Source organism: Streptomyces sp. NPDC040610, from assembly GCF_055594065.1.
Genome location: NZ_JBVIXA010000011.1, coordinates 134,310 through 150,894 on the forward strand (window position 1 = coordinate 134,310; position 16,585 = coordinate 150,894).

The 16,585-nt window shown below is 73.3% G+C and carries 20 protein-coding genes; 3 read left to right on the plus strand and 17 right to left on the minus strand.

What is annotated here, in order from left to right; all coding sequences use genetic code 11:
* Positions 1 to 21 precede the first annotated feature (21 nt).
* From trpC to hisI, 6 genes are all read right to left on the minus strand, one after another.
* The gene (gene trpC, locus ACZ6AA_RS31440; protein ID WP_405654112.1) at positions 22 to 831 is read right to left on the minus strand and encodes an indole-3-glycerol phosphate synthase TrpC; all 810 of its coding nucleotides are present in this window, start codon (positions 829 to 831) and stop codon (positions 22 to 24) included.
* Between the two features lie 225 nt (positions 832 to 1,056).
* Entirely contained in the window at positions 1,057 to 1,494 is a 438-nt protein-coding gene (locus ACZ6AA_RS31445; protein ID WP_468448964.1) for a DUF2752 domain-containing protein, read from the minus strand.
* A 145-nt stretch (positions 1,495 to 1,639) separates the two neighbouring features.
* Positions 1,640 to 1,873, minus strand: a complete 234-nt coding sequence (locus tag ACZ6AA_RS31450) for an HGxxPAAW family protein (RefSeq protein WP_289952043.1) — start codon at positions 1,871 to 1,873, stop codon at positions 1,640 to 1,642.
* A gap of 164 nt (positions 1,874 to 2,037) precedes the next feature.
* The gene (locus ACZ6AA_RS31455; RefSeq protein WP_471461646.1) at positions 2,038 to 2,679 is read right to left on the minus strand and encodes a TIGR02234 family membrane protein; all 642 of its coding nucleotides are present in this window, start codon (positions 2,677 to 2,679) and stop codon (positions 2,038 to 2,040) included.
* 43 nt (positions 2,680 to 2,722) lie between these two features.
* On the minus strand, positions 2,723 to 4,231 hold the full coding sequence (locus ACZ6AA_RS31460) for an anthranilate synthase component I (protein WP_471461649.1): 1,509 nt from the start codon (positions 4,229 to 4,231) through the stop codon (positions 2,723 to 2,725).
* Positions 4,232 to 4,242: 11 nt separating this feature from the next.
* Entirely contained in the window at positions 4,243 to 4,626 is a 384-nt protein-coding gene (hisI, locus tag ACZ6AA_RS31465; RefSeq protein ID WP_468448970.1) for a phosphoribosyl-AMP cyclohydrolase, read from the minus strand.
* Positions 4,627 to 4,707: 81 nt separating this feature from the next.
* Between hisI and ACZ6AA_RS31470 the strand changes: the two genes are divergently transcribed.
* Complete coding sequence (locus ACZ6AA_RS31470) at positions 4,708 to 5,343, plus strand: TIGR03085 family metal-binding protein (RefSeq protein WP_468448972.1); 636 nt, start codon at positions 4,708 to 4,710, stop codon at positions 5,341 to 5,343.
* Between the two features lie 141 nt (positions 5,344 to 5,484).
* On the opposite strand, the gene ACZ6AA_RS31475 is transcribed toward ACZ6AA_RS31470, so the two are convergent.
* The 11 genes from ACZ6AA_RS31475 to hisD form a co-directional block, all read right to left on the minus strand.
* Positions 5,485 to 5,676, minus strand: a complete 192-nt coding sequence (locus ACZ6AA_RS31475) for an antitoxin (protein ID WP_164325846.1) — start codon at positions 5,674 to 5,676, stop codon at positions 5,485 to 5,487.
* 78 nt (positions 5,677 to 5,754) lie between these two features.
* Positions 5,755 to 6,996, minus strand: coding sequence for an MFS transporter (locus ACZ6AA_RS31480; RefSeq protein WP_471461660.1), 1,242 nt, complete (start codon positions 6,994 to 6,996; stop codon positions 5,755 to 5,757).
* Positions 6,997 to 7,007: 11 nt separating this feature from the next.
* Positions 7,008 to 7,688 (minus strand): winged helix-turn-helix domain-containing protein, encoded by a 681-nt coding sequence (locus ACZ6AA_RS31485; RefSeq protein WP_468448976.1) that lies wholly within the window; start codon positions 7,686 to 7,688, stop codon positions 7,008 to 7,010.
* 121 nt (positions 7,689 to 7,809) lie between these two features.
* Positions 7,810 to 8,565, minus strand: coding sequence for an imidazole glycerol phosphate synthase subunit HisF (gene hisF, locus ACZ6AA_RS31490; RefSeq protein WP_468448978.1), 756 nt, complete (start codon positions 8,563 to 8,565; stop codon positions 7,810 to 7,812).
* Positions 8,562 to 8,972: a RidA family protein gene (locus ACZ6AA_RS31495; protein WP_468448980.1), complete on the minus strand. Its 411-nt coding sequence runs from the start codon at positions 8,970 to 8,972 to the stop codon at positions 8,562 to 8,564. The genes hisF and ACZ6AA_RS31495 overlap by 4 nt, the downstream gene beginning before the upstream one ends.
* Positions 8,969 to 9,697, minus strand: a complete 729-nt coding sequence (priA, locus tag ACZ6AA_RS31500) for a bifunctional 1-(5-phosphoribosyl)-5-((5-phosphoribosylamino)methylideneamino)imidazole-4-carboxamide isomerase/phosphoribosylanthranilate isomerase PriA (protein ID WP_468448982.1) — start codon at positions 9,695 to 9,697, stop codon at positions 8,969 to 8,971. Before priA ends, ACZ6AA_RS31495 begins: the two co-directional genes overlap by 4 nt.
* Entirely contained in the window at positions 9,694 to 10,344 is a 651-nt protein-coding gene (gene hisH / locus ACZ6AA_RS31505) for an imidazole glycerol phosphate synthase subunit HisH (protein ID WP_468448983.1), read from the minus strand. Before hisH ends, priA begins: the two co-directional genes overlap by 4 nt.
* Positions 10,341 to 10,505: a hypothetical protein gene (locus tag ACZ6AA_RS31510; protein WP_030361641.1), complete on the minus strand. Its 165-nt coding sequence runs from the start codon at positions 10,503 to 10,505 to the stop codon at positions 10,341 to 10,343. Before ACZ6AA_RS31510 ends, hisH begins: the two co-directional genes overlap by 4 nt.
* A 3-nt stretch (positions 10,506 to 10,508) precedes the next feature.
* On the minus strand, positions 10,509 to 11,102 hold the full coding sequence (gene hisB / locus ACZ6AA_RS31515; RefSeq protein WP_468448985.1) for an imidazoleglycerol-phosphate dehydratase HisB: 594 nt from the start codon (positions 11,100 to 11,102) through the stop codon (positions 10,509 to 10,511).
* Positions 11,099 to 12,214 carry a histidinol-phosphate transaminase gene (locus ACZ6AA_RS31520; protein WP_471461676.1) on the minus strand — a complete coding sequence of 372 codons (1,116 nt, stop codon included), beginning with the start codon at positions 12,212 to 12,214 and terminating at the stop codon, positions 11,099 to 11,101. The genes hisB and ACZ6AA_RS31520 overlap by 4 nt, the downstream gene beginning before the upstream one ends.
* Entirely contained in the window at positions 12,211 to 13,533 is a 1,323-nt protein-coding gene (gene hisD, locus ACZ6AA_RS31525) for a histidinol dehydrogenase (RefSeq protein WP_468448989.1), read from the minus strand. The genes ACZ6AA_RS31520 and hisD overlap by 4 nt, the downstream gene beginning before the upstream one ends.
* A 259-nt stretch (positions 13,534 to 13,792) precedes the next feature.
* Here hisD and ACZ6AA_RS31530 point away from each other — a divergent pair, with 259 nt between their 5' ends.
* Complete coding sequence (locus ACZ6AA_RS31530) at positions 13,793 to 15,307, plus strand: oxidoreductase (RefSeq protein WP_468450112.1); 1,515 nt, start codon at positions 13,793 to 13,795, stop codon at positions 15,305 to 15,307.
* A 256-nt stretch (positions 15,308 to 15,563) separates the two neighbouring features.
* Positions 15,564 to 16,580 (plus strand): hypothetical protein, encoded by a 1,017-nt coding sequence (locus ACZ6AA_RS31535; RefSeq protein ID WP_468448990.1) that lies wholly within the window; start codon positions 15,564 to 15,566, stop codon positions 16,578 to 16,580.
* Positions 16,581 to 16,585 lie beyond the last annotated feature (5 nt).

Sequence of the window (16,585 nt, forward strand, 5' to 3'; positions counted from 1 at the left end):
GTCGGCGGGCATGGGGGCGGGTCAGCTCCTGCCGTGCCGGAGGGCCGGGTGGGCCCCGGCGGCGACGAGGTCGGACACCGCGCCCCGCGGGTCCCTGCCGGTGACGAGGGACTCGCCGACGAGCACGGCGTCAGCGCCCGCGTTGGCGTAGGCGATGAGGTCGTGCGGCCCGCGCACCCCGGACTCGGCGATCTTCACGACGGAGTCGGGCAGCTCGGGCGCGACCCGCTCGAAGGTGTCGCGGTCGACCTTGAGGGTCTTCAGGTCGCGCGCGTTGACGCCGATGACCCGCGCCCCCGCGTCGACGGCCCGCTCGGCCTCGTCCTCGTCGTGGACCTCCACGATCGGGGTGAGGCCGATGGACTCGGCGCGCTCGATCAGCGACTCCAGGGCGGGCTGGTCGAGGGCGGCGACGATCAGCAGGGCGAGGTCGGCGCCGTACGCCCTGGCCTCCCACAGCTGGTACGACGTGACGATGAAGTCCTTGCGGAGCACCGGGATGTCGACCTTGGCGCGCACGGCCTCCAGGTCGGCGAGCGAGCCGCCGAAGCGGCGCTCCTCGGTGAGCACGGAGATGGCGGCGGCACCACCGGCCTCGTAGTCGGCGGCGAGCCCCGCGGGGTCGGCGATCGCGGCGAGCGCGCCCTTGGACGGGCTGGAGCGCTTGACCTCGCAGATGACCTTGACGCCGTCGCCGCGCAGCGCGGCGACCCCGTCCTTGGCCGCGGGGGCCTTCGCCGCGCGCTCCTTGAGCTCGTCGAGGCTGACGCGCGCCTGCCGCTGTGCGAGGTCGGCGCGGACTCCGTCGATGATCTCGTCGAGCACACTCACGCGAGCGGCCCCCTTCCAGGACGGTTGAATCTACGTTCAAGCAGTTTCAGTGCGGTGTTCAAGCAGTACAGCCCCACTCGGTCCGCCCTCGACGGGCTTTCCCATGGTCACTGCGATGGTATCCGCAGGAGGGCGAAGGACTCGCATCCGGTTGACGCGGGTCCCACGACCTGGACATTTGTCAGGCGTGCGGCGCAGTGCTAGGGCCTGCCCCACCGGGTCGGCCTAGGGATGCAGCGCGCCTCCGAACGGCAGGTTCCGTACGAGGGTGAACAGGGCGACGACGATGCCGACGCCCCACAGCTGCGCGCGGCCCAGTTCGAGCCGCAGCGGCCTGCCGCGCGCCGTCCGCAGCGCCCACACGCCCCACACCACCGCGAACAGGCCGAAGCCCACGACGGCCAGCGCGTTGGCGCCGAGGGCCGTCGGCAGGTCGCCGTGCGCGAAGGCGTGGGCGCTGCGCAGGCCGCCGCAGCCGGGGCAGAAGAGGCCCGTGTAGTGCAGGAGCGGGCAGGGCGGGTAGTGGCCCGGTTCGTTCGGGTCGACCGTGGCGACGTACGCGAAGGCCGCGGTGACCGAGCCGAGCAGGCCGAGCGGCACGGCCAGGCGCCGGAGGGCCCCGGCCGGGCCCGGGGGCGCGGTGGTCCGCGGTTGTGGGGTCACCCGGGCATTGTCTCCCGCGCGGGGCCCGTGCGCCCGGGTGGTACGCCGACGGAGGGGTGAAGTGGTCCGGCCGGGTGCCGGGTACGCCGAAGGGGGCCGGAACGTGCTCCGGCCCCCTTCGGCGTACGTGTGCCCGCTGTCGCGGTCAGCTCTCGGAGCTCGCCACCCGCGGCGCCCGCTGCGGCTTCTGGCCGAGGCCCGCGAGGCGCATGGCGCCGCCCACGATGCCGCCGACGAGGGTGAGGGCCATGCCCGCCCAGAAGCCGAGCGGGTTGTCCATCACCATGAAGGCGCCCGCGACACAGAAACCGATGAAGGCGATGATGACGCCGGTCCAGGCGGCCGGGGTGTGACCGTGTCCGTGGCTGCTGCCCGCCATGACTTGCTCCTCGTAGCTATGCGTGTGGGGTGGGCGCCGGTCCGGGCGGATCGCCGGTCCCGCGCCACCGTGAGTCGGACGCTCGGTGCCATTGTCCCGTACCCGCGCGTATGCCTTGAGCGCGGGGTCCGGGCATCAGGGCGCGTCCTGGGGGTGGGACGGGCTCAGGCCTCGCGTGTCGGGTCCTCGCCGCGGTCGATGGCCTTCCACAGCTCCTCGGGCCGGTCCGGGTCGGGGGCGCGGCGGGGGGCGCGGGGGCGGGGCGAGCCGTCGCGTTCGTAACGCCCGGACATCGCGGGCCAGTTGCGGCCGCAGAAGAGGGCGAGCAGTCCGGCGGCGAGGATCAGGGCGCCCGCGGCGACGGCCGCGTAGGGCCAGCCGGTGTGGCTGAGCCCGGCGATCTGGGAGGCGGCGTCGCCGGAGGTCTCGGCGGCCTTCTCGTCGAGCGCGTCGCTGTCGTTCGCGCCGAGCAGCGCGGCCACGACGATGCCGACGCCGCTGAGCGCGAGCAGCAGGGACACCAGCAGGCGGCCCGTGCGGCGCACGGCGAAGACGGCGACGAGCGCGGCCAGGCCCACTATCGCGAGGGCCGCGGGCACGCCCGTGACGTCGCTGCCCTTGGCCGTCAGCGGGAAGTCGCCGCCGGCCACGGCCGCGGTGCCGTGCGCCCAGGACTGCCGGGACGCGAGCAGCGCGAGGGCGGCCCCGGCGGCGCCGAGCAGCAGGGCGGCGGCGAGGCTGCGCCGGCCGCCGCGGGGGGCGGGGTCGGCGGCCACCTGCGGCGCCCCGTCGGAACGGGACGACACGCCGTCGGTACGGGGTGTTGGCACTGCAGAAGTCACCCGTCCACTATCCCTCACGGCTCGCGGCGCCGTGCAGCCGGTTCGCGGTGTGGATGGCGCGCAGCACGGCGGCGGCCTTGTTGCGGCACTCGGTGTCCTCGGCGACGGGGTCGGAGTCGGCCACGACCCCCGCTCCGGCCTGCACGTACGCCGTGCCGTCGCGCAGCAGCGCGGTGCGGATGGCGATGGCGGTGTCGGAGTCGCCCGCGAAGTCCAGATAGCCGACGCAGCCGCCGTACAGGCCGCGCCGGGACGGCTCGAGCTCGTCGATGATCTGCATGGCGCGGGGCTTGGGGGCGCCGGAGAGGGTGCCCGCGGGGAAGCAGGCGGTGAGCACGTCGTAGGCGGTGCGGCCCTCGGCGACGCGGCCGGTGACCGTCGAGACGATGTGCATGACGTGGGAGTACTTCTCGATGGACATGAAGTCCACGACCTCGACGGAGCCCGGCTCGCAGACCCGGCCCAGGTCGTTGCGGCCCAGGTCGACGAGCATCAGGTGCTCGGCGCGCTCCTTGGGGTCGGCGAGGAGTTCCTCGGCGAGCGCCTGGTCCTCCTGCGGGGTCGCGCCGCGCGGCCGGGTCCCGGCGATGGGGTGCACCATGGCGCGCCCGTCCTCGACCTTGACCAGCGCCTCCGGCGAGGACCCGACGACGTCGAAGCCGTCGAAGCGGAACAGGTACATGTACGGCGAGGGGTTGGTGGCCCGCAGCACGCGGTAGACGTCCAACGCGCTCGCCCCGCACGGGGTCTCGAAGCGCTGCGACGGCACGACCTGGAAGGCCTCGCCCGCGCGGATGCGCTCCTTGATGTCCTCGACGGCTTCCTGGTACTGCTCGCCGCCCCACAGCGCGGTGTACGGGGGCAGTTCGGAGGGCGGGAGGGCCGCCGGGGGCTGGGAGAGCGGCCGGGAGAGGTCGGCCTCCATGGCGTCGAGGCGGGCGACGGCGTCGGCGTGGGCCTCGTCGACGCCGGTGTCCAGGTCGTTGTGGTTGATGGCGTTGGCGATGAGCAGGACCGAGCCGTCCCAGTGGTCGAGGACGGCGAGGTCGCTGGTCAGGAGCATCGTCAGCTCGGGCAGCCCCAGGTCGTCCCGCTCCCCCGGGCCGATCTTCTCCAGGCGGCGCACGATGTCGTAGCCGAGGTAGCCGACCATGCCGCCGGTGAACGGCGGCAGGCCCTCCGCCCCGGCCAGGTCGCGCGGGGTGTGCAGGGCCTCGACGGTGGCGCGCAGCGCGGCCAGCGGGTCGCCGGAGGTGGGGACGCCGACGGGCGGGTCGCCGAGCCAGTGCGCCTCACCGTCGCGGACGGTCAGGGTGGCGGCGCTGCGTACACCGACGAAGGAGTACCGGCACCACGAGCGGCCGTTCTCGGCGGACTCCAGGAGGAACGTCCCGGGGCGCTCGGCGGCGAGCTTGCGGTAGAGCCCGACCGGCGTGTCCCCGTCCGCGAGGAGTCTGCGGCTGACAGGGATCACCCGGCGGTCGGTCGCGAGCTTGCGGAAGGTCTCCAGATCCATGGGGCAAGACCCTACTGACCCGGCGCCGGGGCGTCGGCCACGGCGAGCACGTCGGTGTCGAAGCAGGTGCGGGTGCCGGTGTGGCAGGCGGCGCCGACCTGGTCGACCCGGACGAGGACGGTGTCCGCGTCGCAGTCGAGGGCGACGGACTTGACGTACTGGAAGTGGCCGGAGGTGTCGCCCTTGACCCAGTACTCCTGCCTGCTGCGGGACCAGTACGTGCAGCGGCCCGTCGTCAGGGTGCGGTGCAGCGCCTCGTCGTCCATCCAGCCGAGCATCAGCACCTCACCGGTGTCGTACTGCTGGGCGATGGCGGGGACCAGGCCGTCGGCGCTGCGCTTCAGGCGCGCGGCGATCTCCGGGTCGAGGCTGCTGGGCTGCGGCGATGCGGTCATGGGGCCATTGTGCCGCCCGCGCGGCGCGCGCCCGTCGGACGTCCACTGTCCGGACCGGGCACCCGGTCGTAGGCTGGCTCCATGTCGACCCATGCCAAGCGTGAACGACTCCTCCTCGCCGATCTGTTGGAGGCGGCCGGCCCGGACGCGCCGACCCTCTGCGACGGCTGGACCACCCGGGATCTCGCGGCCCACGTGGTGGTGCGCGAGCGACGCGCGGACGCCGCGGGCGGAATCCTGATCAAGCAGCTCGCCGGGCGCCTGGAGCGGGTGCAGGCGGAGTTCGCCGCGAAGCCGTACGAGGAGCTGATCCAGCTGATCCGGACGGGCCCGCCGCGGTTCTCGCCGTTCAACCTGAAGCAGGTCGACGAGGCCTCGAACGCCGTGGAGTTCTACGTCCACGCCGAGGACGTGCGGCGCGCGCAGCCCGACTGGACGCCGCGCGAGCTGGACCCCGTCTTCGCCGAGGCCCTGTGGTCCCGGCTAGAGCGGATGGCCCGGGTCGTCGGCCGCAAGGCCCCGGTGGGCCTGGTCCTGCGCCGACCCGACGGGCAGACCGCGGTGGCCCACCGCGGCGCCCCCGTGGTCACGGTGACGGGTGAGCCCGCCGAGCTCCTGATGTTCGCCTTCGGGCGCCAGGAGGCGGCGGAGGTGGAGCTGGAGGGCGACAAGGACGCGGTCGCGCGGCTGCACGAGACCAAGCAGCTGGGCCTCTGACCGTCAGGTCCGTGTCCTACCGGGAACCGGGAGTCCGTGTCCTACCGGGAACACCGGGAGTCCGTGTCCTACCGGGAACCGGGACGGCCGCGGCAGGCCCTGTGAGCTCCTGCCGCGGCCGTGGTCCGTGCCCGTCCCACGTCACCGCTGGGGCGGCTCCTCCGGCCGGTCGGCGCCGAGCTGCCCCTTGAGCTTGTCCTGGGCCGTGTCGACCTGGCTGCTGTACTTGCCCTGGGTCTTGTCGTCGACAAAGTCACCGGCCTTGTCGATGCCCTGTCCGGCCTTGTCCTCGTGACCCTTGAGCATCTGCTTCAGCTTGTCCATCACAGACATCGCCGACCTCCTTGCTGTTCGTCGGTCACCTCCAGCATGGGCTCCGCATACGCAGCGCGCATCCGCAGGACCCCGCAGTCACCGAGCGAGCTCGGCGCCGCGCAGCCACCGGAGCCCGACCACACCGCCCACCCCGGTCACCACCGCCCCCGCGACGAACACGGGACCGACGCCCCACAGCCCGATCGCGACCCCGGTGAGCGGGTAGCACAGCGGCGGCACCCCGAGGGTGAGCAGGCTCGCCACCGACGTGACCCGCCCCAGGTACGCGGGCTCGGTGACCGTCTGCAGCAGCGCGCCGCCGAGGGCCCCGCCGAGCCCGAGCAGCAGTCCGACCAGGAGTGCCGCGAGCGCCGCCGCCGGGACCGAGGGCACGAACGCCAGGGCCGCGAGCGCCGCCGCCCCCGGCAGCGCCGTCCACGACAGGACGGCCCCGGCCCGCCGCGCCCGCCCCCGCACGGCCACGCCGAGTGCGGCGAGCCCCGCTCCGAGGCCGAACCCGGAGACGATCCACCCCATCCCGGCCGCGCCCCAGCCCCGCTCGTCGGCGAGCAGCACGATCCCTACGTTGGCCGGTCCGGAGAAGCCCATCTCGGTCACCGCGATGACGACCATCAGGGGTGCGAGCACCTTGTGCCCGCGCACATACAGCAGGCCGCTCAGGAGCTGCCGCCGGGCGGACTCCGCGGCGTCGACCCGGTCGTCGGCGGGCAGTTCGCGCACCCGCACGGCCAGCAGGAGCGGCAGCGAGAGGGCGAACAGCAGCCCCGCCACGGCGAACCCCGCCGCGGGTCCGCCGAGCGCGACGGCCATGCCGCCCGCCGGGGCCGCCGTCACCGTCGCGACCCGCTGGGCGAGCACCTTCATCCCCTGCACCCGGGCCAGCTCCCCCGGAGCGGTGAGCCGCGGCGGCAGGGCCCCCACGCTCGGCAGGAACAGCGCGTCGACCACGCCGAAGAGCAGCGCCGCCGCCACGAGCAGCCCGACCGCGGGGGTCGACATCAGCAGGACCCCGGCCAGCGCGAGGGTCACCAGGCAGCGCGCGGCGTCGCTGCCGAGCACCACGCGGCGCGGCCCGAACCGGTCGGCGACGACTCCCCCACCGAGCATCAGGACGGCGCGCGGCACGGCACCGGCGGCGAGCACGAGGCCGGTCTGGGTCGCGCTGCCGCTGCGGGCGGCGGCCCAGGACAGGGCGGCGAAGTAGACGCTGTCGCCGATCATCGAGGCGGTGTACGCGGCGAGCCAGCGCAGGACGTTGCCGTCGCGGTGGGCGGGTTTCCCGGTGGCCGGGGCGGTGCGGATCCGGGTGACGGTCACGGGTGGGCCCCTCAGGTCCGGAACGGGAAGCTGTAGAGGTGCAGCGCGACGTTCTCGCGCCCTTCGTCGTCGCCCGCCTCGTGCGCGGCGTTGCCGGAGCCGACGTACTTCTTGATGACGGCGCGCACCTCGTCGGAGAGGTCGGAGAGTTCGGCGGCGGTGAGCCGGAGCAGGTAGTCGGAGCCGTCCGCGGCGGCCTGCCACTCGGGGCTCCAGGCGGGCTGCTCGTCGAGGTAGCGCAGGTAGGCGTCGGTGCGCTGGTCGACGATCACGCGGGTCACGGCGCTGTGCGCGGCGAGCTTCTCGGGGGCGTCCTCGAAGTCGCGCCGGTGCAGGCTCAGGCCCTGCTGCGCGGGCTGCCACCAGCGCTCGCGGCCGTCGCCCCGGTGGACGCCCGGCGCCTCCTCGATGAGGCCGTGCTCGGCGAGTTTGCGCAGGTGGTAGCTGACCAGGGAGACGGCTCCGTCGACCTCTTCGGCGAGCTGGGAGGCCGTCGCCCTGCGGCGTACGTACAGGGAGCGGTACAGCTTCAGGCGCAGCGGATGGCCGAAGGCCTTCAGCGTGCCGAGGTCGGTGATGCGGCGGTCCTCGGGCTGCCCGCCCGCGCTCCGCTCGCCCTGCCCGGGCTGTTCGGACTGTCCAGGCTGTTCGGGCTGTTCGGGCTTGTCTTTCTGTCCGGGCTTGTCGCTCATGCCCTTCACGCTAGACAGGAAGGAAAAGTTGCGCAATTAGTTTTGCGCAACTTTTCCTTCGCATCTGTGCGCGAGAAGGCCCCGGCCACCCTGAGGTGGACCGGGGCCCGGTGGCGCGGAGCTAGCGGACGGGGTGTCCCGCCGACCGCAGCGTCTCCTTGACCTCGCCGATGCGCAGGTCGCCGAAGTGGAAGACGGAGGCGGCGAGCACCGCGTCCGCGCCCGCCGCGACGGCGGGCGGGAAGTGCTCCAGGCGGCCCGCGCCGCCCGAGGCGATGACAGGGACGCTGACGTATTTGCGGACCGCCTCGATCATCTCGATGTCGTAGCCGTCCTTCGTGCCGTCGGCGTCCATCGAGTTCAGCAGGATCTCGCCCGCGCCGAGCTCGGCCGCCCGGTGCGCCCACTCGACGGCGTCGATCCCGGCGGACCTGCGCCCGCCGTGGGTGGTGACCTCGAACGTGCCCGCTTCCGTGCGCCGCGCGTCCACCGACAGGACGAGCACCTGGCGCCCGAAGCGCTCGGCGATCTCGCGGATCAGGTCGGGGCGGGCGATGGCGGCGGTGTTCACGCCGACCTTGTCCGCACCGGCCCGCAGGAGCTTGTCGACGTCCTCGGCCGCCCGCACGCCGCCGCCGACGGTGAGCGGGATGAAGACCTGCTCGGCGGTGCGGCGGACCACGTCGTACGTCGTCTCGCGGTCGCCGGAGGACGCCGTGATGTCCAGGAACGTCAGCTCGTCGGCGCCCTCGGCGTCGTACACCTTGGCCATCTCGACGGGGTCGCCCGCGTCGCGCAGGTTCTGGAAGTTGACGCCCTTGACGACGCGGCCGTTGTCCACGTCCAGGCAGGGGATGACCCGTACGGCGAGCGTCATGCGGCATCACCCTGCCCGGCGGGCGCGTACGCCTCCACCTCGACCTCGACGACCAGGCTCGGGTCGATGAAGCCGGAGACGATGAGCATGGACGCGGCCGGGCGGACGGCGTCGAACAGCTCCTTGTGGGCGCGGCCGACGTCCTCCACGTCCCGGGCGTGCGTCAGGTACATCCGGGTGCGCACCACGTGCTCGGGGCCGAGGCCGACCTTCTTCAGGGCGTCGAAGGCGACCTGGAAGGCGTTGAGCGTCTGCTGGTACGGCGTGCCCGCGTCTATCGTGCCGTCCACCACGGACGTGCAGCCCGACACCAGGACCAGGCCGTTGGGCAGCGCGACGGCGCGGGAGTAGCCGATGGACTCCTCCCACGGCCCGCCCGAGCCCACCCGGCGGATGTCCCCGGTCATGACGACGCCACCGCCGCGAGAGCCTCCTCCAGCGTGAACGCCTTCGCGTACAGCGCCTTGCCGACGATCGCGCCCTCGACGCCCTGCGGCACGAGCTCCGCGATGGCCCGCAGGTCGTCCAGGGACGAGACGCCGCCGGAGGCGACGACGGGGCGGTCGGTGGCCGCGCACACGTTCTTCAGGAGCTCCAGGTTCGGGCCCTGGAGCGTGCCGTCCTTGGCGATGTCGGTGACCACGTAGCGCGCGCAGCCCTCGGCGTTGAGGCGCTCCAGGGTCTCGTACAGATCGCCGCCGTCGCGGGTCCAGCCGCGGCCGCGCAGCGTGGTGCCGCGCACGTCCAGACCGACCGCGATCTTGTCGCCGTGCTCGGCGATGACCTTGGCGACCCACTCGGGGGTCTCCAGGGCGGCCGTGCCGAGGTTGACGCGGGTGCAGCCGGTGGCGAGGGCGGCGGCGAGGGTGTCGTCGTCGCGGATGCCGCCGGACAGCTCGACCTTGATGTCCATGGCGGCGGCGACCTCGGCGATCAGGGCGCGGTTGTCGCCGGTGCCGAACGCGGCGTCCAGGTCGACCAGGTGCAGCCACTCGGCGCCCGACCGCTGCCAGGCCAGGGCGGCCTCCAGCGGGGAGCCGTAGGAGGTCTCCGAGCCGGACTCGCCGTGGACGAGGCGCACGGCCTGGCCGTCGCGGACGTCGACGGCGGGGAGGAGTTCGAGGGTGCTCACAGGGTTCCGATCCAGTTGGTGAGGAGCTGGGCGCCGGCGTCGCCGGACTTCTCGGGGTGGAACTGGGTGGCCCACAGGGCGCCGTTCTCCACGGCCGCGACGAACGGCTCGCCGTGCGTGGCCCAGGTGACGAGCGGGGCGCGCAGGGCGGGGTTCACCGTCTCCAGGGACCAGTCGTGGACCGCGTAGGAGTGCACGAAGTAGTAGCGCTCGTCGGCGTCGAGGCCCTTGAACAGCTCGGAGCCCGCGGGCGCGTCGACGGTGTTCCAGCCCATGTGCGGGACGATGTCGGCCTTCAGCGGCTCGACCGTGCCGGGCCACTCGTCCAGGCCCTCGGTCTCGACGCCGTGCTCGATGCCGCGCGCGAAGAGGATCTGCATGCCCACGCAGATGCCCATCACGGGCCGCCCGCCGGACAGGCGGCGGCCCACGATCCAGTCGCCGCGCGCCTCGGTGAGGCCCTTCATGCAGGCCTCGAAGGCGCCGACGCCCGGCACCAGGAGGCCGTCGGCGTTCATGGCCTTGTCGTAGTCACCGGTGATCTCGACGTCGGCGCCCGCCCGGGCCAGGGCCCGCTCGGCGGAGCGGACGTTGCCGAAGCCGTAGTCGAAGACGACGACCCGCTTACGTGGAGCCGCGGAGGTCAATTCCACACCTCCAGGCGGACCACGCCCGCGATCAGGCACATGCCCGCGCCGATGGAGAGCAGCGTGATCAGGCTCTTGGACTGCTTCTGCTTGACGAAGGAGTAGACGCCGCCGAGCAGGAAGAGCCCGACGAAGAACAGCAGGGTGGAGGTACCGCTCATGGCTTACAGCGCGCCCTTCGTGGAGGGGAGGATGCCGGCCGCGCGCGGGTCCCGCTCGCTGGCGTAGCGCAGCGCCCGGGCGAGGGCCTTGAACTGGCACTCCACGATGTGGTGCGCGTTGCGCCCGTAGGGCACGTGGATGTGCAGGGCGATCTGCGCCTGGGCGACGAAGGACTCGAAGATGTGCCGGGTCATCGTCGTGTCGTACTCGCCGATCATCGGCGCCATGTTCTCCGGCTCGGTGTGCACCAGGTAGGGGCGGCCGGAGAGGTCGACGGTCACCTGGGCGAGGGACTCGTCGAGGGGGACCGTGCAGTTGCCGAAGCGGTAGATGCCGACCTTGTCGCCGAGCGCCTGCTTGAAGGCGGCGCCCAGGGCGAGGGCGGTGTCCTCGATGGTGTGGTGCGAGTCGATGTGCAGGTCGCCGTCGGTCTTGACCGTGAGGTCGAACAGGCCGTGGCGGCCCAGCTGGTCGAGCATGTGGTCGTAGAAGCCGACACCGGTCGCCACGTCGACCTTGCCGGTGCCGTCGAGGTCGATCTCGACGAGGACCGAGGTCTCCTTGGTGGTCCGCTCGACTCTGCCAACGCGGCTCATGCGCTCTGCTCCTTCTTCAGTTCGCGTACCGCATCGAGGAACGCGTCGTTTTCGGCGGGGGTTCCCGCGGACACCCGCAGCCACCCCGGCACTCCGTTGTCCCGGACGAGCACGCCCCGGTCGAGGATCCGCTGCCAGGCGGCGTGGGTGGCGCCCTCGCCCGCGAACCGCCCGAACTGCACGAAGTTGGCGTCGGACTCGGTCACGTCGAAGCCGATCGCCCGCAGCTCGGTGACCAGGCGGTCGCGCTCGGCCTTCAGCTGCTCCACGTACCCGAGGAGGGTGTCCGTGTGCTCCAGGGCGGCCAGGGCGGTGGCCTGGGTGACGGCCGACAGGTGGTACGGCAGGCGCACCAGCTGGACCGCGTCGACGACCGCGGGGTCGGCGGCGAGATAGCCGAGGCGCAGCCCGGCCGCGCCGAACGCCTTCGACATCGTGCGCGAGACGACCAGGTGCGGGCGGCCCTCCAGCAGCGGAAGCAGCGACGCGCCGTGGCTGAACTCCACGTACGCCTCGTCGACCACGACGATCGACGGCTTGGCAGCCTGCGCGGCGTCGTACAGCGCCACGACCGTCTCGGCGGAGACGGCGTTGCCCGTGGGGTTGTTGGGGGTGGTGATGAAGACGATGTCCGGCGCGTTCTCGGCGATGGCGCGCGCCGCCGCCTGCGGGTCGATCGTGAAGTCCTCGCGGCGCGGGCCCGAGATCCAGCCGGTGCCGGTGCCGCGGGCGATCAGGCCGTGCATCGAGTACGAGGGCTCGAAGCCGATGGCCGTACGGCCCGGGCCGCCGAAGGTCTGCAGGAGCTGCTGGATGACCTCGTTCGAGCCGTTGGCCGCCCACACCTGGGCGCGCGTCACCTCGTGGCCGCCGGTGCGGGTGAGGTAGCGCGCGAGCTCGGTGCGCAGCTCGACCGCGTCCCGGTCCGGGTAGCGGTTCAGGTCGCGGGCGGCCTCGCGCACGCGCTCGGCGATGCGCTCGACCAGCGGCTCGGGCAGCGGGTAGGGGTTCTCGTTGGTGTTCAGGCGGACGGGGACGTCCAGCTGGGGCGCGCCGTACGGGGACTTGCCGCGCAGCTCGTCGCGGACGGGGAGGTCGTCGATCCTGGTCACTGGTTCGGCACCTTCCATCCGAACCTCGCCTTGACGGCGGCGCCGTGCGCGGGCAGGTCCTCGGCCTCGGCGAGCGTCACCACGTGGTGCGCGACGTCGGCCAGGGCCTCGCGGGTGTAGTCCACGATGTGAATGCCGCGCAGGAAGGACTGGACGGACAGGCCCGAGGAGTGGCACGCGCAACCGCCCGTGGGCAGCACGTGGTTGGAGCCCGCGCAGTAGTCGCCGAGGGAGACCGGCGCCCAGGGGCCGACGAAGATCGCGCCCGCGTTCTTCACGCGGTCGGCGACGGCGGCGGCGTCGCGGGTCTGGATCTCCAGGTGCTCGGCGCCGTACGCGTCGACGACGCGCAGGCCCTCGTCCAGGCCGTCGACCAGGACGATCGCGGACTGCCTGCCCGCGAGGGCCGGGGCGATCCGGTCCTCGACGTGCTTGGTCGCGGCGACCTGCGGCTCCAGCTCCTTGGCCACGGCGTCGGCGAGGTCGGTGGAGTCGGTGACCAGGACGGCGGCGGCCAGCGGGTCGTGCTCGGCCTGGCTGATCAGGTCGGAGGCGACGTGCACCGGGTCGGCGGTGTCGTCGGCGAGGATCGCGATCTCGGTCGGCCCGGCCTCGGTGTCGATGCCGATGCGGCCGGTGAAGTACCGCTTGGCGGCGGCGACCCAGATGTTGCCGGGGCCCGTGACCATGTTGGCCGGGGCGCAGGTGTCCGTGCCGTACGCGAACATCGCGACGGCCTGGGCGCCGCCGACCGCGTACACCTCGTCGATGCCGAGCAGCGCGCAGGCGGCGAGGATCGTCGGGTGCGGCAGGCCGCCGAAGTCGGCCTGCGGCGGGGACGCGAGCGCCATGGAGGCGACACCGGCCTCCTGCGCGGGCACGGCGTTCATGATCACTGAGGACGGGTAGACGGAGCGGCCGCCCGGTGCGTACAGGCCGACGCGCTCGACCGGCACCCACTTCTCGGTGACCGAGCCGCCGGGCACGACCTGCGTGGTGTGCGGGGCGCGGCGCTGGGCGCGGTGGACGGTGCGGGCGCGGCGAATGGATTCCTCCAGGGCCGCGCGGACGTCCGGGGCGAGACCCGCGAGGGCCTCGGCGAGCGCGGCGGCGGGCACCCGGACGTGCTCCAGCTTCACGCCGTCGAACTTCTCCGCGTACTCGATCAGCGCCGCGTCGCCGCGATGATGCACGTCCTCGCAGATCGGCCGCACCTTCTCCAGGGCGGCCGCGACATCGAAGTCGGCACGGGGCAGCAGGGCGCGCAGGGCGTTGCCCTCGGGGAGGGCGTCGCCGCGCAGATCGATTCGAGAGATCACGTGGCCAATTCTCTCAGACCGCCATCGGCGGCCGGTCGCCTGTATCAGTGGCTGATACAGGCCCCCCGGACCCGGACGTTCCATCCGGCGAATTAACGGAAGTCCGTGTTCACCACTAGCGTTCAGGCGGTCACGGAGCGGGCATGAACAGGTGTACGAGACACGAGTACACCGGCGAACACACGGGAGGACACCAGCAGTGGTCGACGACACCGGCATCGGGGACCCGCCGGACGGGCTGACCGCAGCGGAGATCGGCATGTGGCAGGCGTTCCGCAACGGCAGCGTGTACGACCTGCGGTCGGGGGACGCGGCCGAGGACGACCCGCACGGCGGGTATCCCTGGGGCCCCGAGCGCAGCGTCCGGGCCCGCATCGTGTGCTGGCTGCTGCTCGACGGCCCGCCCGCGCTCGCGGGCCGGGTGTCGTCCCTGAAGCTGGCCGGGTTGCAGATCACGGATGTGCTGGACCTGGCGGGCGGCACGGTCGTGCCGTACACGGAGCTGAAGGGCTGCCGGTTCGAGAAGGAGGTCCTGCTGCCCGAGGCGCGCTTCACCACGCTGCGCCTGGTCGACTGCTCCATCCCGCGCCTGGAGGCCGCCCGCCTGCACACGGAGGGCGATCTGCATCTGCCGCGCTGCCGCCTGCACAACGGCATGCGGCTCACCGACGCCCACATCGGCACCGACCTGCTGCTCAACCAGGCCGTGGTCTACCGCGACCGGCGCGGCCGCTCGATCATGGGCGACGGCATGACGGTCGGCCAGGACCTCCAGGCCGAGATGCTGGAGTCGCACGGCGAGCTGAGCCTGCGCGGCGCGAAGGTCGGCGTCAGCCTGAGCCTGCGCGGCAGCCGCCTCGCCAATCCCTACAGCCGCCGCGCCCTGAACGCGCCCCAGCTGACCGTCGAGCGCACCCTCTACCTGACCCCGGCGGGCGTCGGCAATCCCCCGCAGACCAGCGGCACGACACCCGCGCGCGGCACCCGTGTGCAGCGCTTCGAGTGCGAGGGCGGCATCCGCCTGGACGACGGGCGCTTCGGCGACGCGGTGGATTTCGGCCAGGCCCGCTTCACCCTGCAGAACGACCAGGAGGTGTCGCTGCGCCGCGTCCAGACGCCCGAGCTGCGCTTCCTGTCCGAGGCGCCCCGGCGCGGCAAGATCGTGCTGTCCGGCGCGCGGGTGGTCAACCTGATGGACCGCGCCTCCAGCTGGCCCGGCCCCGGCAACCTCCAGATGGGCGGCTTCAGTTACGAGAACCTCATCCCGCAGGGCAGCTTCCCGCTGTCGCGGCGCCTCGCGTGGGTGGCGGCGGCCACCCCCGAGTACAACCCCGAGCCGTACGAGAAGCTCGCCACCGTCCTGCGCAACGGCGGCGAGGACGCCGACGCCCGCGAGGTCCTGCTCGCCAAGCAGCGCCGCCGCCGCGAGACCCTGCCCCCCGCCGCCAAGCTCTGGGGGTACGCACAGGACTGGACGGTGGCCTACGGCTACCGCCCCGGCCGGGCCGCGCTGTGGATGGCGGTCCTGTGGGCGGCGAGCGCCATCGCCTTCTCCCGCGCCGACCACCCCCCGCTCAAACCCGGCGAACACCCCAACTGGAACCCCTCCCTCTTCGCCCTCGACCTCCTCCTGCCCGTCATCAACCTGGGCCAGGACAGCTACTGGCAGCTCCGCGGCGGCTGGCAGTGGCTCGCGGCGGTCCTGATCCTCCTCGGCTGGATCCTGGCGACGACGGTGGCGGCGGGGGCCACGCGGCTGCTGCGACGGAGCTGAGGCCCCCCCGGGGGGGGCCGGGCGCGCCGGAGCCGGGCCGGGGACGTGCGCCGTGCGGGCGCCCGCGCTTCGCGGCTGAACCGTTATCCGGCGCGGGGCAACCTTCGACCCACCTCGCCCGTCAACACACGCGACCAGCAAGAGACCCGCTCGCGGACCACGAGCGGGCTGCAGCACCGACCACGACACCGGCCACGGTGACCGGCGCCCCGCCCCACGGAGCGGCGCCGGTCGGGGCGCGAAGGGGGACAGCCAGATGCCGCTGCTGCGCGCCTTCGTCCGGACCGCCCGCATGATCCGGCACACCCCCCGCCTGGCCGACGGCCTCACCCCCGACGACGAAGTGCTGCTCGACGTGCCGGACGACCGCCTGGGGCCCGCCCTGGTCGCGGCAGGCCGGGGCGAGTACGGCCCGGCCGCCAAGCTGCTCGCCACCACCCGCGAGGCCGCCGAGTGGGAGAACCGCGACCGGTACGCGACCCGCCTCGCCGCCTTCGCCCGCTCCCGCCCCGAGTGGTTCGACGACTGGCTGTCCGCCGCCCCGCACGACCCGGACGCCCTGCTGCTCAAGGCCGAGCTGGCCGTCGTCCGCGGCTGGGAGTCGCCCGCACGCGCGGAGCTCCTGCGCGAGGTCAGCCCGCTGCTCACGGCCGCCGCCGACGCCGACCCGCGCGACCCGGTGCCGTGGCGCATCGCGCTCGACCACGCCCGCGGCACGCACGCCTCGCACACCGAGTTCGAGGAGCTGTGGGCGCAGGCGGTGCGCCGCTCCTCGTACCACTACGGCTGCCACGCCTCGGCCCTGATGTACCTGTCGGCGGCCTGGTACGGCTCGCACGCCGAGTGCTTCCACTTCGCGGAGCGTGCGGCGGCCGACGCGCTGCCCGGCTCGCTGATACAGGCACTGCCGGTGCGCGCCGCGTTCGCGTACCTCACCAGCGCCGCCGGAAACCTGCCGCGCGAGCGCCTGGACAAGGCGGCCGACCTGGCCATCGCCCTGTCGGGCGAGTACGCCGCCGCCGACCCCTGGCCGGCCGAGGTCCGCAACCTCCTCATGTACGTCCTGATCCGCCTGGAGCGCTGGGACGACGCCCTCGACCAGCTCCGCCTGATCGGCCCGTACGCGACGTCGTTCCCCTGGGACCGGCTGTCCGACGACCCGCTCGGGCAGTTCCTCGAGCTGAGGGACGGGGTGCGGATAGAGGTCGCGGCACGTACGCCGCTGCGCCCCCGGCACGGCGACGCGGACGGCCGGGGTGCCGACGGCCGTTAGGCTTT